Origin of the sequence: Arcicella aurantiaca, assembly GCF_003148625.1 — a bacterium.
In the GTDB taxonomy this organism is placed as follows: Bacteria; Bacteroidota; Bacteroidia; order Cytophagales; family Spirosomataceae; genus Arcicella; species Arcicella aurantiaca.
Genome location: NZ_QGGO01000003.1, coordinates 283,977 through 299,769, shown reverse-complemented (window position 1 = coordinate 299,769; position 15,793 = coordinate 283,977). Strand labels below are relative to the sequence as shown.

The 15,793-nt window shown below is 35.4% G+C and carries 12 protein-coding genes; 6 read left to right on the top strand and 6 right to left on the bottom strand.

All coding sequences use genetic code 11. The annotated features are described in order from the left end of the window. Positions 1-4: 4 nt before the first annotated feature. Complete coding sequence (locus tag LV89_RS04460) at positions 5-2,398, bottom strand: heavy metal translocating P-type ATPase (protein WP_109741653.1); 2,394 nt, start codon at positions 2,396-2,398, stop codon at positions 5-7. A 170-nt stretch (positions 2,399-2,568) separates the two neighbouring features. Between LV89_RS04460 and LV89_RS04455 the strand changes: the two genes are divergently transcribed. The 4 genes from LV89_RS04455 to LV89_RS04440 all read left to right on the top strand — a co-directional run bounded on the left by LV89_RS04455 (position 2,569) and on the right by LV89_RS04440 (position 5,746). After that, the gene (locus LV89_RS04455; RefSeq protein ID WP_109741652.1) at positions 2,569-3,402 is read left to right on the top strand and encodes a universal stress protein; all 834 of its coding nucleotides are present in this window, start codon (positions 2,569-2,571) and stop codon (positions 3,400-3,402) included. A 99-nt stretch (positions 3,403-3,501) separates the two neighbouring features. Continuing rightward, complete coding sequence (locus LV89_RS04450) at positions 3,502-4,335, top strand: universal stress protein (RefSeq protein WP_109741651.1); 834 nt, start codon at positions 3,502-3,504, stop codon at positions 4,333-4,335. Positions 4,336-4,573: 238 nt separating this feature from the next. After that, positions 4,574-5,269 (top strand): hemerythrin, encoded by a 696-nt coding sequence (locus LV89_RS04445; RefSeq protein WP_229201472.1) that lies wholly within the window; start codon positions 4,574-4,576, stop codon positions 5,267-5,269. A gap of 99 nt (positions 5,270-5,368) precedes the next feature. Further along, entirely contained in the window at positions 5,369-5,746 is a 378-nt protein-coding gene (locus LV89_RS04440; protein WP_109741650.1) for a hypothetical protein, read from the top strand. A gap of 163 nt (positions 5,747-5,909) precedes the next feature. On the opposite strand, the gene LV89_RS04435 is transcribed toward LV89_RS04440, so the two are convergent. The 5 genes from LV89_RS04435 to LV89_RS04415 form a co-directional block, all read right to left on the bottom strand. Further along, positions 5,910-8,075, bottom strand: a complete 2,166-nt coding sequence (locus LV89_RS04435; protein ID WP_109741649.1) for a xanthine dehydrogenase family protein molybdopterin-binding subunit — start codon at positions 8,073-8,075, stop codon at positions 5,910-5,912. Between the two features lie 11 nt (positions 8,076-8,086). Continuing rightward, on the bottom strand, positions 8,087-8,422 hold the full coding sequence (locus LV89_RS04430; protein ID WP_109741648.1) for a hypothetical protein: 336 nt from the start codon (positions 8,420-8,422) through the stop codon (positions 8,087-8,089). A gap of 19 nt (positions 8,423-8,441) precedes the next feature. Continuing rightward, positions 8,442-8,648 (bottom strand): DUF4160 domain-containing protein, encoded by a 207-nt coding sequence (locus tag LV89_RS04425; RefSeq protein WP_109741647.1) that lies wholly within the window; start codon positions 8,646-8,648, stop codon positions 8,442-8,444. A gap of 19 nt (positions 8,649-8,667) precedes the next feature. Further along, entirely contained in the window at positions 8,668-9,144 is a 477-nt protein-coding gene (locus LV89_RS04420) for a (2Fe-2S)-binding protein (RefSeq protein WP_109741646.1), read from the bottom strand. Between the two features lie 364 nt (positions 9,145-9,508). Beyond that, on the bottom strand, positions 9,509-11,911 hold the full coding sequence (locus tag LV89_RS04415; RefSeq protein ID WP_146199075.1) for a DUF5686 family protein: 2,403 nt from the start codon (positions 11,909-11,911) through the stop codon (positions 9,509-9,511). Positions 11,912-12,149: 238 nt separating this feature from the next. On the opposite strand from LV89_RS04415, the gene LV89_RS04410 reads away from it, so the two are divergent. Both LV89_RS04410 and LV89_RS04405 read left to right on the top strand, forming a co-directional pair. Next, the gene (locus LV89_RS04410; RefSeq protein ID WP_109741644.1) at positions 12,150-14,324 is read left to right on the top strand and encodes a peptidase domain-containing ABC transporter; all 2,175 of its coding nucleotides are present in this window, start codon (positions 12,150-12,152) and stop codon (positions 14,322-14,324) included. 97 nt (positions 14,325-14,421) lie between these two features. Further along, a complete protein-coding gene (locus tag LV89_RS04405) occupies positions 14,422-15,780 on the top strand; it encodes an HlyD family secretion protein (protein ID WP_109741643.1) in 1,359 nt (452 codons plus the stop codon). Positions 15,781-15,793: the final 13 nt, after the last annotated feature.

Below are 15,793 nucleotides of genomic sequence, written 5' to 3'. Positions count from 1 at the left end.
CACTCTATTTTAATTTGCGTCCGCCCCAAATCATTCCTAATGAGGCAATGCCTACTAAGGTGATTGAATTTACAGGCATCAAAATCGCCGCTACGACTGGTGAAAGTGTCCCTTGAATGGCGAACGTCAAACCTATACAATTATACATTAATGAAAATATATAACTAAACTTAATTAGCCTTAAACCAAAATCACTGTAATTCAAATACTTGGGTAATTTACTCAATTGCTCTGCTCTCAAAATAGCGTCGCTCATCGGTGTAAAATTGAGCGTATCATCGGTTACCGCAATACCTACATCGGCTTGTTTCAATGCTCCTGCGTCATTCAAGCCATCTCCAATCATAATTACTTTGTTGCCTTCATTTTGCAGTTTTTTAATGAATGTCAATTTATCTTGTGGACTACAATTGAAATATAGATTTTCTTTTCTTGAAAAATACTTTTCGAGATTGTGGCGTTCTGCTTCATTATCTCCCGAAAGCAAAAAAGTCTGATATTTCTTATTCAACTCAGCAATCGTATTTTCTATGCCTTCTCTGTAAAAATTAGGCATTGAAAAATAACCCATATAATGATTATTGATAGAAACATGAGCCACAGAAGCCTCCGCATTTTGCTGACTAACAAGTTCTTCTGAAAGTCCTAAAAACTTACTTGAACCTAATTTTAAAGGCAATCCATCAATTTCTCCTTCAATTCCTTTTCCTTCAATTTCTCTAAAGTTATCAATCGTCAAATAGTCATTTTTAGAAACTAAATGTTTGATTTTTTGTGCAATCGGGTGAGAAGAGTTTCGTACCAATGAAGCAATCATTTGCTCTTCAAAACTTGATAATTTGCGACTTCCATAAAATTGAGGTTTTGAACCTTCGGCAGTGGTTAATGTCCCTGTTTTATCAAAAACAATGGTGTCACAATTTGCCATTTGTTCAATTACTTCTCCGTTTTTAAGATAGAAATATTGTTTTCCTAAAAGACGTAAACCGTTCCCCAAAGCAAAAGGATAACTCAGCGACAAGGTACACGGACAAGCGATAATTAAAACGGCAGTAAAGGCATTCAACATTTTACTTGGGTCTTGCAAATACCAATATAAAGCCACCGAAAACGCCAAAGTAAGCACGCCAAAAGTAAAATATTTCCCGACGGCATTCGAGAAGGTTTTTATCCGACTATCTTGTTCTTTTTGAAAAGTATCGTTGTTCCAAAGTTGGGTTAAATAACTTTGAGAAACTTCTTTCAAAACTTCCATTTCAATCGTCCCTCCTACTTGTCGCCCGCCTGCATACAAGAAATCTCCCAATTGTTTTTCTTCCAAAGCAGATTCTCCCGTTACAAAACTGTAATCAATTTGAGCTTTGCCATTATACAGCATTGAATCAGCAGGAATCAATTCGCCATTTCTTACTAAAATTTTATCTCCTTTTTTTAAATCACTAATCGAAACGGCTTCTTCTTTTCCAAACATTAAACGAGTTACCGCCAATGGGAAATAAGATTTATAATCACGCTCGAAAGACAGAAAATTATACGTTTTTTGCTGAAACCATTTGCCAATTAACAAGAAGAAGACTAAACCCGTTAATGAGTCAAAATATCCTGCACCATTATTATAAACGACTTCATAAATGCCTCTAAAAAATGCTACGAGAATGCTCAGCAGAATTGGAAAATCAATATTAATTATACCTTTTCGGAGACTTTTATAAACTGATTCAAAATAGCCCGAAGCAGAATAAAACACCACAGGGATTGCCAAAACGATGTTTAAATAACCAAACAGATTTTTGTAAGTGGCATCTTGCAAACCCAAATATTCGGGAAAACTAAAAAGCATAATATTGCCCGCACAAAAACCCGCTACGCCCAATTGTGTGAGTAATTTACGATAAGTTGGTTTCTGTTTTTCCTTCACTACATCGCTCAACGACATCATGGGTTCGTAACCCAAAGAAGTCAGCAACTCGGCAACTTGGCGGAAGGTTATGTCTTTGTGTTGAAAGGTAACACTTACTTGTTTCTTCAAAAAATCTACTTGCGAACGCTCGATTGCGGGATGCAAACGGTACAAATTTTCAAGCAAATACAAACATGAGCTACAATGGATTGAAGGTATATAAAAAGTAACTTTAGAAATGCTATCATTCTGAAAATCAAGCAAATCATTAGCTATCACAGGATTATCTAAAAAAGCAAACTGACCGATTTGTGGAGAGTTCCCACCCATTTTCTCCAAGTCATAATACTGACAGAGGTTATTTTCTTCCAAGATTTGGTACACCGTTTTACAGCCATTACAACAAAAATATTTCTCGTCGATATGAATATGGTCATCAGGACATTCTATCCCACAATGAAAACAGAGTTGAGTGGTATCGGTAGTTGGGGCTGTCATTTTTTTCGCTTCCTTATTTTCTCATCAAAGTTCCTTGCCCAACAACCAAAATACCATGATGAATATTCATGGATAAACTGATAAAAGTCATGTTTCCATCTATGTTTCCTCATGTGGAAAGGCTATAATTTTTGTGAATTTTGGTATATCAATTTTTAAAAAACTATTGCATGAAAACGATACTATTCCCAACAGATTTTAGCACCAACGCCATCCACGCATCTCAATATGCTGGTATGTTGGCAAGACGCTTGAATGCTAAAGTGGTCTTGTTGAATATATATTCAGTTCCAACGGTGTCAGAATACCAATTGCCGTATGAAATCGAGAATTTCATCTTGCAAAACAGAAAAGACGCTGAAAAGAATTTACAAGATTTTACGGCAAAATTCATTGAAGCAACCAGTTTAGTATCCGACCGCATCACTCAAATGGTTGAATATGGTTTTGTGGGCGATAAAATCAATGAAATCGCTAAACAAATCAATGCAAGTCTTATCGTGATGGGAACAAAAGGTGCAAGCAATGCAATTGATAAATGGCTCGGTACACATTCGCAGAAAGTAATGAAAAATGCACCTTGTCCAGTATGGATTGTTCCAGAAAATGCAGCTATTAATTATCCTAAAAACATCATTTATGCCGCTGATTTCAAGGAAGATGAAGTAATAGCTACGCAAAAGGTTTTAGAGTTTGCTAAACCGTTAGAAGCTACTTGTAACATTGTTCATATTCATGATTATTTTGAATTAAATGTGAGTCATGCCGTACAAGAAATGGTGCATTATTTAGAAGATGAATTTGAAAAAGAAGATGTAAGCGTTCACAATGTAAATAGAGCTGATATTATTAGCGGTTTAGAAACTTACATTCGTACCCATAAACCAGACGTTTTGGCTTTGGCAATTCATGAAAAATCTTTCTTAGAAAAAATATTTGATACCAGCGTAACAAAACATTTTGTACAGGAAGCAAAGTTGCCAATTCTAACTTTCAGAAAGTAATTTTCTTAGCAAGTAGCCGTTATTATTTAGCGTAAATCTCTTAAAATATCCAAAGACAATTTCATATTTAACGCATCAATTTTAACTCTTTCAAAAGCTATGAAAACGATTCTTTTTCCGACCGATTTTAGTAAAAATGCCACTCATGCCGCTGAATATGCAGGTATGTTAGCAAAAATATACGACGCCAACATTGTGGTACTGAATACCTATTTTATTCCAATGGTGCCTGAAAACCCAATGGCTTATGAAGCTCAAAGTGCCATTGAAAGTAATAAACAGGAGGCAATTCAAGATTTAGAAAAATTTGCTTCGGCATTTATTTCCAATGCTCATTTACATCCTACACGAGTTTCTCAAAGGGCTGAATATGGATTTCCAGCAGATAAAATTGTGGAAGTAGCCAATGAAATAAAAGCCGATATGATTGTAATGGGAACTAAGGGAGCATCTGATTTTTTGGACAAATGGCTGGGAACAAATGCTCAAAAAGTTGTAAAAGAAGCTCTTTGTCCAGTTTGGGTTATTCCTTCGCATACCCATATTAAGCAGCCGCAAAAAATAATGTATGCCGCTGATTTTAAGGAAGATGAAACAACGGCAACGCAATATTTTTTAGAGCTTGTAAAACCTTTAGAAACACTCAATAAGGTCATTCACATTAATGATTTCTTTGAACAAAACACCGAAAGTGTTGTGCATGAGAAGGTTAACAATTTACGAGAAGAATTTAAAGATGACAATGTACTTATCCGAAATATCAAAAGAGAAGACATTATTGAAGGCTTAGAAACTTACATCAATACTTTCAAACCTAATGTTTTGGCTTTGGCGGTTCATGACAAATCATTTTTGGAAAAAATATTCGAAACCAGCGTTACCAAGCATTTCGTACAAGAGGCAAAATTGCCAATTCTGACTTTTAGAAAATAGCTTTTTTATAAGCGAAAAGCGATTGGCGAAAAGCGAAAACAAAGAGGAATTTAGGGAAATTGTAAAATTAAAAGTACCAACTATTCGCCGCTGAACTTCCCGAAAGTTTAAAACTTTCGGGAAGTTTGTCCAAGCCAAATATGGTACGTTATTTTTTACAATTTCCCTTAACCAATAATTCACACATTTTTCACAATCACTTTTTACTTACTATCAAACTCTAATCCCCTTCATTATTATGACTATGACATCGGTAAACGATATTATGGATAACACCAAAATTCTTCAATTGATAACTGAAAGATTGGAGAATGTTAACCTCAAAAACCCAGTCGATAATTGGGAAATGAATCATGAGTTAATCGGATTAATTCTTGAATTGTATAACGATGATGAAGATTTTGTGTATGAAAAAATGCAGAAATTCTCAATTGAGGATATTCTCAATTATTTACAAGCAACTCATCAATATTATCTTGAAAAAAAACTGCCTGAGATTGAGCAGTCTATGTTACATATTTACTCGAAATACACCGAAAGCCACCGACTATTAAGTAGTCTGATTGTCTTCTTCAACAATTATAAAAATCAATTAATTGCCCATATTCGGATGGAAGAACGTTATCTTTTTCCATACATCAGACGAATGCTTTTGGCATCAAAAACAAAAACAGTATGTGCCAAAAACGTATCAATTGACCCATTTTTTTCTATTAAAAAGTTTATTGCCAGTCACTTACCAATTGAAGATGAATTGAAAGAAGTTTCCAGAATAATTAAACAATTTTCGGGAGATGAAGCGATTCCTTTACCTTTCAAAATTTTCATGAATCAAGTTGACCTTTTTGAAATTGAATTACGTAAACACGCCATCATTGAAGACCACGTTTTAGTGCCGATGGTGGTGGAATTGGAAAATAAATTAAAAGCTTAATTAGGGCTTAGGAGTTGGGGATTAGGTGTTAGTAGAATCACTGATAATAAGAGGATAATCCAATAAGTTCTAAAAAATTAAAATCAACAAAATAAAATTATGAAAGATACCATTTCACACTTGCACGTAATGTGTAAAGATTGGCTCAGAGAGTTAGAGTTTTACAAAACAGAGTTACCATTTTTCAAACAAAGATTAGAAGAAGTTGCTTCAAAAAATACATCCAAAGACATTAAAGTAGAAGTTGGGCATTTTGAAAATAAATTTTATATCATAAATACTCATCTTGATGAATTGCTTCACGATATAAAATTAAAAGAAGAAGCTCTTATTCAAAATGCCATCGAACAACCGAAATATATCAATGTTAAAATGATTGAAACGGACGAAAATTTAGAAGATTTGATGGAATTTACCGCAACAGATTTTAAAAATACGAAGAAAGAATTTTATCAATTTTTATCGAAGTATTTATGAGAGGTTTTAGTTATTAGTAATTAGGTTTTAGCAGGCTATAAGCCAAATAAAAGCCGACAATACAGATTTTAAATGTCTGCATTATCGGCTTTTGATATTTTAAAATGTAATTTTGAGTTGTTAAGTGTTGCTGAAACCTAACTCCTAAACCCTAACAACTATCTTACACAATATTATCAATCTCAAAAGGTAAAGTTCGTACACGTTTGCCTGTCAAATTGAAAATGGCATTACATAATGCTGGTGCAATTGGTGGTAAACCTGGTTCACCAACTCCTCCTGGAGCTTCTGAATTTTCAACGATATGCACTTCTACTTTTGGCATTTCATTGATTCTCAAAACATTATACTGATGAAAATTAGTTTGCTCAGCTTGTCCATCTTTAAATGTCATTCCATTTTTGATAGCTGCCGTTAATCCCATCACTATATTTCCTTCGGTCTGAGCCTTGATATTATCTGGATTGACCGTCATTCCACAATCAATTACTGAAACTACTTTATCAATTTTGGCACCATTCCCGTCTTTAGAAACCGTTACGGCATGAGCTACAATTGTACCAAAAGAACGAGCAACGGCAATGCCAATCGCTTGATTATCTGACAGTTTAGCATGATAGTTTGACTTCTTCGCTAAAATTTGTAAAACCTTCGTAAATCTTGGAGACTCAGCCAACATATCTAAACGGAAAGCCAATGGGTCGATTTTAGCCGCATGAGCCAATTCATCTATAAAACTTTCTTGTCCAAAAGCCGTAGTAGATGAATATACCGAACGCCACCAAACAATTGGAATATCAGTTTTGGCTAAATGAAAACTCAATTTTCTACTATTGAAATCGTAAGGACTATCCTCAACATTGGCGGTTTCAGAAGCCCAATCATCTGGCATATCTTTAAGAGGACTTCCAAAAACTTGGTGCTGAATAGAAGCTCCCACAATTTTATGATTGTGAGCAACGACTGCTCCTTTGGCATCAATTCCTCCTTCCATAACAGACAACATACCAGGGCGGAAAGGTCCTTGAACGGTATCGTCTTCACGTGTCCAAATTAATTTTATAGGTGCATTTACTTGTTTTGAAATATGCAAAGCCTCCATCACGTAGTCGTAATACGCTCTTCTTCCAAAAGCACCACCCATAAATGGCACATTTACTTTTACATTTTCTGGCTTAATTTTCAAATACTGAGCTACTTCTGGAATTAAACCATCTGGTCCTTGCGTTGGTGCCCACAATTCTACCTTATCACCTTGTACCCAAACAGTAGCATTTTCGGGTTCCATCGGAGCATGAGCCACGAAAGGTGTTTGGTAAGAAGCCTGTATTTTTTGAGTAGCTCCAGAATATTCCTTCGCAAAATCACCTTTGGTATCTCCTTTATAGACTTCGCCTGCGGTTTTCCCTAATTCTTGTAAATTAGCAAAATACGCATCACTTGAAATTTTGTTAGAACCTTCGCTATCCCATTTGATTTTCAAGGCTTTACGACCTTTAGCGGCTGCCCAATAATTATCAGCCACAACGGCTACGGCTTCAACTGTTTTATGAGGCATTTTTCGTTCAGTTTTTAATACGAATTTTACGCCTTTAATTTTCATAGCTTCCGAACCGTCAAAACTTACTACTTTTCCAAGCATCGTTGGCGAATGTTCTATCGTTGCATACAACATTCCCGGAACTACGGCATCCAAACCAAAAACTGCTGTTCCGTTTATTTTTGAAGGAATTTCTGGACGTGGAACTGACTTGCCTAACAATTTAAAATCTTTGGCATCTTTCAGTTTTGGCTCTTTCGGAACTTCTAATTTTGATGCGTCCTCCACCAATTCCCCGTAAGTAAACGATTTATTAGAAGGCTTATGAATCACTTTTGCGTTTTCTGCATAACATTCATTTACAGGAACTTGCCATTTTTTAGCGGCAGCCGAAATCAACATTTCACGCACGGCTGCCCCTGCGGTACGCATGGGTGTCCAACGTGTACGAATAGAAGATGAACCACCCGAAAGTTGCGAGCCATATTTACCTTGTCCATCCGTATTTTGAATGGTTACTTGGTCGAGGGTAACTTCTAATTCCTCCGCCAAAAGTAAAGGAAGCGACTGATACGTACCTTGCCCCATGTCTGGACGAGCATTGAAAAGCGTAATTTTTCCCGCATCATTAATTAAAATATACGGATTCAATTCAAGCCCTAAAGCTGCTGCATTGGTAGTATCAATTTTATGAATGGTTGTTTCTGATTTACCCAAAGACGGTAACGAAAAACCAATTGCCAACAAAGATGTGGCTTTTATGAAGTCTCTGCGTGAGTTATTTTTCATTTGAGTTGTGTTTAAACAAATTCCTCTGTCATCACTAATCTATACTCTTTTATAGAATGACTATTTTCGTATAATGTTACAGAGTCTAAGTCAAAAGGAGATATTACATCTTTGTTCAATATTTTCATTGACACTTGTAGATTAACCCATTGCAAAGTACCTTCTTCACTCACTGAAGCATATTTGAAAATATCATAATTTGTCAATCTATAAAAAATTTCTAACCTATCGGGAATTACAAATTCTTCTTCAAAATCGTTAACTCTAACTTCTCCTGTGTTCCAAAGACAAGTAATTTTAAAGGGTTCAATCTTTAAAATTTGAGTGATATATGGAATGTTATTCATTACTTTCTTAATTGAGGATTTAGATTAACAATTCTTGCTGTCTTAGTTCAGCCCATTCTACAACTTTATGATATTGTTTATTAGGCAATTCTCCTCTTATAATTTGTAATGAGGAAATTTCAACCATTGCTTTAAAACTTGCATAATAAACATGAAAATGGGGAGGATTATAGTCATTTGCAAACATCAAAATCTTAATCCCTTCAAATAATTCTATTACTGGCATATATTACTTTCCAGTAGAATTAATTACTTCCATCTTTCATCAATTCTGCCGCACGATGAATGGCTTGGCGAATACGTGGATATGTTCCACAACGACAAATATTTCCAGACATCGCCACATCAATATCTTCATCGGTTGGATTTGTTTTTTCTTTCAATAATGCCACCGCTGACATGATTTGCCCTGATTGGCAGTATCCACATTGCGGAACTTGAGCCTCAATCCATGCTTTTTGTACGGCATGGTCGGTATTGGTTGAAATCCCTTCAATAGTGGTGATTTTGTTGGTTGCCTTCAAAGTAGAAATTGGCGTTGAACAAGAACGAACAGGCTGACCGTCGAGATGAACAGTACAAGCTCCACAAAGAGCCATTCCACAACCAAATTTTGTCCCTTTCAAGCCCACGTAGTCACGAATTACCCACAAAAGTGGCGTATCGGCATCGGCTTCTACATTATATTTTTTACCATTTACGGTAAGATTATACTTTGCCATTTTAATTTCTTTTTAGATTGTCCTAAATCAGTAATTAAAAGTAAAAAATAATCCTATTTGTTCAAAATTTCTTGTGATGAGCTGTGGTGATGAGTCGGAACTATGATTGATTAGATGACGGGATTTTAGGATAAGGAAAATGTTGGAATTTATTGAGATACATAGAATCAAATCATCTTCTAATCATAATAATCTTAGTTCAGATAGAAATAGTTTGTTTGAACCATGATTTATTGGATGATTGGATTTGGGAGAATATAAATAGTATTGCATAACATACCAATCTCGAAAGCATAAGGAGTTTTCCATCTAACGCAGGCAGGGTTCAAACCCTGCCTGCGTTGAAACGATAAGATAACAAAATCTACCAATCAGGCGTTACACCTCCACGTACACGAGAATTAAGCGAAAGTCTGATAGCAAACTGTGTATTTTTGAAGGTATTATTTGGCATAGGAATTCCAAAGCTATTATAATTAAAAACGGCTTCTACTCGCAAAATTCGAGCAATTCCGTCTATCCCGTAGCCAAATTCTATATTATGAATTTTATTATTTGCAGTATATAAATAGTTGGCAAAAAGTTCTTCCCTCAAACCCAAACGACGAACTTGCGACAACTGTGTTAAGGCAAATTTGCGTAAGCCAATCATCGTCATTACGTCAATGTAAGCTCCGTTTGTTGAGTAATAATATTGGTCAATTAATTTTTTACTTGCTCCCCAAACATAATTATCATAAAAACCAACCAAACGGTGTGTCGTGATGGCATCGCCAATAGAAATCATATTATTATTTCCGTTGAAATGCTTATAGTCGGCGAAAGTCATGTTTTTAGCACTCAAAAAAGTACCTGCCTGAGCGATATAGTTAAAATTAGTATTTATTCCCAAAGGAAAATTATGCGTAATTCCTAACTCAATGGTATGAAAATCCATCTGACTATCAAACAGTTGCGGAATTGCTCCACGATATTTGAAAGTAATCAAGGGTGACGATGCAAAATCTACCGAACGAATATTATTACGATATTGCTTTTTCAAAAATGGACGATAATTGAGTTGAAAACTGGCAATAACCGCATCATTTTTATTAAATTGGCTCTCTCCAATTTCTTGATTTTTTGGGAAATTCGGGGAATAAGCAACATCTCCATAATTTATCCAATTATAATCGGTCGTATTTTCAAGAGGATAACGTCTTGCCCATTCCAATGATGATTTTATACCTAAAGTATTAGAAAAACGGTCGTTGAAACTGATGTTTACAAACTCTTTTTCGTAAATTTTTACGTTATTCTTTTTCAATAAAAGTGTAGCCAGAGAGTTCAAATCAAAAGCAATTGGCGTATCCACATTGTATTGAGAGACAAATTTTCCACCCGAAATATTGAAATCCTCTTTTTGAGTTTTCCAACGGATTTTCACCATGCCCATCGAGCGTTTTTGCGTATAAGAATATCGCCAAGTTGGGTCAATTTCCCACCAATCATAACGGTTTTTGCGGTATCTAAAAATAGCTCCTGTATTGTGTACAAAGCCTTCTACGGTGTTAAAATTAAAGTCTAACAATGGAGCTTTGTAGTAAATTTCATAAGGATAATATCCTCGGTGTGTACTCCCCCAAAAATACGAGCGACTAAACAAAACGCTACCGATACCAAACTTTTGATTGGCTTGACGATACGTTGAAAACTCGTCGGGTTGTGGAGGAAGCGTATTTTTATTCTTTCCAGCAATTGGCAAATCTGGCGTAAAAATCTGAAAATCAGAATCATTCTTTACATTACTCCAAAAATTATTAACTCGTTTATCCGCCTCTGTCGAAACTTCAATTTTGTCATAACGCTTCAATCCTGAGGCAATATTGGCATCACTCCATTGGTTACGCAGATTGGTTCCCATTGCCGACATCACTTGTTTGAACTGCTGAACTTCAAAATTTCGTTCTTGCACATTGACAATTTCTTCAAAATGATTATCAGTTGGGCGGCTAATCTTTTTTGCTTGTTCTTCGCTGAGTTCCTGATAATTCCACACTTTTGCAAGGTATTGAAACTCACCCTCAAAACCCATCAAATTTCCCGAAATATTAATTCTGATACTTTGTGGCAACCATTGATTTAGATATTTCTCATATTTGATTTGAAAATGATAATCAATCGCATAATTTCTAACTTTCAAATCAATGTTTTGAATAGAGAAATCTTTATCTGTAATGGAAAATTCACCGCTAAATACTTTTTCATCGTTATTGTGTTTTGGCAAAACTTGTATTCTAAAAACCTTAATACCGTCTTTTTCCGAAATTCCGAGCAATTTAAAATGATAGTAATGAAAGGCTTTCGGAGAAATGGGTGAAATAGCCCCTGTTCCTAATATTGATTTGTAAAAATTAGGATTCACAAATTTATCAGGGCGGTCTTCAGCTTTGTAATTATTCCTAACAGCCTGATAGTTAAACAAATAATCATTAGTATTATTAACCAAAAACTTTGCAAAAGACTCCGACTGATAAACTAAACCTTCTTCCACACCTTCATTTACCAATAGTGATTTCCAAACATTGGGGATACGATTCCATTTTCCAGCATTTTGAATGAAAGTTTCTGCCTGATAATTAGCATAAGATTTATCGTGCGATGGAGCTGCTTCAATAGCTTTTTGAATAATCGACGATACCTGAACAGAATCTTCAAAGATTTTTGTAAAAGCCCATGAATCAGAGGCGTAAAGCACCAGAAAAAGTAAAAAAAATCTTTGAAGCATCATTTAGTTTTGTTTCTGTTTCGAAGTAAAATAGGTGGGATTTTAAAAGGCTACAAAATTACGAACAAACTTTGATAGTATTATTTCAGAACGATTAATTATTAAGAAACGGTGAAAAGTATGTTTTTTATCTTACTCAAAAGTGATTCTAATCTCTTTTTAATGTATTTTTAAAACCATAACATCTTTAGAGACGTTGTTTATCTGATTCAAATAATTTTCATTAAAAAACTAAACTATGCAATCTACTCAGTTAAGCCTTATTGTCAAGAAACTGACCGAGTTTTACGGAACTGGATTCGATAATTTTGCAAATCATTCGGCATTCTCTGAAACTAAACAGTATTCGGCAGCAGATATAAATTCATTCATCAATGATTTAATCGAAACAGCCCGAAAACAAAATTTCTTACTCGTTGAAAATTATATCAGTAAGGAAGAGTTCAAGCAATTCATTCAAGAAAATGACCATCCTGTCATATTTTTCAACGGTAATAAAATTGTTATTGGAGGTCGGTTATTAAAGACAAAAAAGCCATTTTTCTATCAAATATCTGATAATCAAGACTTTGAAGAAATTTCATCGGATACTACTTTCCATCCTCAAGTCATTGAAGATAATCCAGATAAGTCTAAAAACGGTAAAGTGCGTTTCTTAGGTGTTTACCCGCTTGAAAACATTACGGATAAAGAGCAAATAGAAGCTTTTAGTCCTCTTCAAAGACTGTTCAAAATGCTCAGAAACGAGCGAAAAGACATCAGTTATATTTACATTTACGCCATTGTGGTCGGAATCATCAGTTTGTCTTTACCGCTTGGTATTCAAGCAATTATAGGTTTAGTTTCTGGTGGATTAGCGTTTAGTTCTGTGTATGTCTTAATTGCAGTGGTTATTGTTGGAGTTATCGTTTCTGGCATAATGCAGATTTATCAATTAACCTTAGTAGAAGTTCTCCAACGAAGGGTCTTTACAAAAGCTGCTTTTGAATTTACATACAGAATACCACGTGTAAAATCAGAATCTTTATTAGGTTCTTACGCACCAGAATTAATGAACCGCTTTTTTGATGTTATCAACGTACAGAAAGCCCTTCCAAAAGTTTTGATTGATATGACGGCTGCCGTCATTCAAATTCTTTTCGGCATTATTTTACTATCTCTTTATCACCCTTATTTTATTGCTTTCGGTTTTTTAACGATTGCCATCGTTATCATTGTCATTTACTACAATGCACCCAAAGGCATGGAAACCAGTTTGGCAGAATCGAAATATAAATATAAAGTGGCTCAGTGGTTGGAAGATATTGCGAGAACCTTGTACGCTTTCAAATCAGCAGGTTCGACTAATTTACCTATGCAAAAAATGGACTACTTAGTCAATAACTACTTGAAATACAGAAAGAAACACTATCGAATTCTTTTGAATCTTTATGGCAATGCAGTATTTTTCAAAGCATTTATTACGGGTTTATTATTGATTTTGGGAACATCTTTGGTTATCGACCGCCAAATTTCATTAGGGCAATTTGTAGCTTCTGAAATCATCATTGTATTGGTGGTAAACTCTGTTGAAAAACTTATTTCTGGCACAGAAACCGTTTTTGATTTACTAACTGCCATTGAAAAAATGGGACACGTTACTGATTTACCCTTAGAACGCCAACGTGGATTGAAGGTTAATTTTCATGAGCAAAATCAAGGTTTAGCCATCAAAATGCAAGATTTGAGTTATAAATATGCCGATGGAGCAAAATACGTTTTGGAGAAATTAAACCTTGAAATACAACCTAACCAAAGTGTTTGCATTACAGGTACAAATGGTTCAGGAAAGGAAACTTTATTGAAAATACTTTCAGCTATTTTTACCGATTTTGAAGGCTCAATTTCCTACAACAACCTATCAATCAGAGACATAGAATTAAATTCTATTCGAGATGCTATCGAAAGAAATTTAGCAACTGATTTGATTTTCGACGGAACATTGTTAGAAAATATCGTGATGGGACGGGCAAGTATTACCCTTGCGGATGTTCAATGGGCATTAGAAAGCCTCAATATGAATAACAATATTGGCGAACTTGGCGAAGGATTAACCACACCAATGATTGCAGGTGGAAAGCGTTTTTCTGAGAGTTTTATCGCTAAAATTTCTGTGGCTCGTTGTATCGTTGAAAAACCAAAATTATTGATGGTTACAGATATTTATCGTGAATTACACAAAGCTGAACGCATGAGTGCTATTGCGTTTTTGACGGATAAAGCAAATCCTTGGACACTCTTGACTATCTCAAATGACCCAATGATTATGGCAGCCTGCGACCGTGTCATTGTGCTGAATGACGGTAAAATAACGCTCGACGGTACATATCAAGACTTAATTAGAAATCCTCTTTTCCAAGAAGCAGTTGATTAATGAATGTCTCAAGTATTATGCACAAAGTATCAAGAATATGCGAAAACAAAAAACCTTTTCTTAATACTTAATACGCAAGACCAAATACTACAAAAATATGCTAAATATATCAAAACAAAGTGTTAGTGATGCCGTACACGAAAAGTACGAATTGCACTCACTGAAGACCTTACATACTCCTCGCTCGGCGGTTATTTTAAAACGTTGGCTTCTGGCTATCGTAATTATTTTAGCGGTAATTCTGGTACTTCCTTGGCAACAAAATGTAAACGGGAAAGGTGAAATATCAGCTCTTACGCCCAAAGACCGTCCACAAAATATTCAAAATATTATTTCGGGAAGAATTGAAAAATGGCTCGTCCGTGAAGGCGATTTAGTACAAGCTGGAGACACGCTTTTAGTGATTTCAGAAATGAAAGATGATTACTTCGACCCTAATTACCCTAAAAGATTACAAGAGCAATTATTAGCCAAAGGTGATGCCATCAAAAGCTATCAATTAAAAATACAATCTCTTGATAATCAAATTATTGCACTACAAGAAAACAATAATTTTAGTTTACAGAAAGCTCGTAATAAAGTTCGTCAGGGCTATGCAAAAGTAACATCTGATAGTACCGATGTCATTGCGGAACGAGTACAAGTAAATATTGCACAAGTACGTTACGACCGTGGAGAAGACCAATATAAAAATGGCGGTTTAGTTTCTTTGAGTGAATTAGAATCCCGAAAATTGAAGTTGCAAGAAGTGCAAGCAAAGTTGATTTCGGTACAAAATAAATTAGCCATTTCACGACAAGAATTAATCAATGCTAAAATTGAATTAAACTCAATTAATGCCGAATATGCCGAAAAAATTGCCAAAGCACAGTCAGACCGCAGTTCAGCACTTTCATCTTTAGCCACAGGCGAATATGAATTGTCGCAATTACAAAATAAAATTACCAATGTGGATATTCGCAGAGGGCAATATTATGTAAAAGCTCCACAAGAAGGTTACATTGTAAAAGCATTAAAAGCAGGTATCGGCGAGACAATTAAAGAAGGAGAATCTATTTGTACTTTACAACCTTCCGCACCCGAAATGGCGGTTGAAATGTATGTGAGAGCGATGGATGTACCATTAATTGAAGCTGGACGAGAAGTACGAATGCAGTTTGAAGGTTGGCCTTCATTAGTTTTTTCGGGTTGGCCTTCGGCAACTGTTGGTACTTTTGGCGGTATTGTAAAAGTAATTGACCGCATTGATAACAACAAAGGTGAATACCGTTTGTTAATTGTGCCAAAGGTGGGTAAAGGAGAACAAGTATGGCCCAAACAGTTACGCATGGGTTCGGGTGTGGTAGGTTGGGTGATGCTCGACGATGTGCCTGTTTGGTACGAAATCTGGCGACAATTAAACGCCTTCCCTCCTACTTTGAAAGAAGAACCCAAAGCAGCATTGAAACAAAAGTAGAGACGTTGCCTGC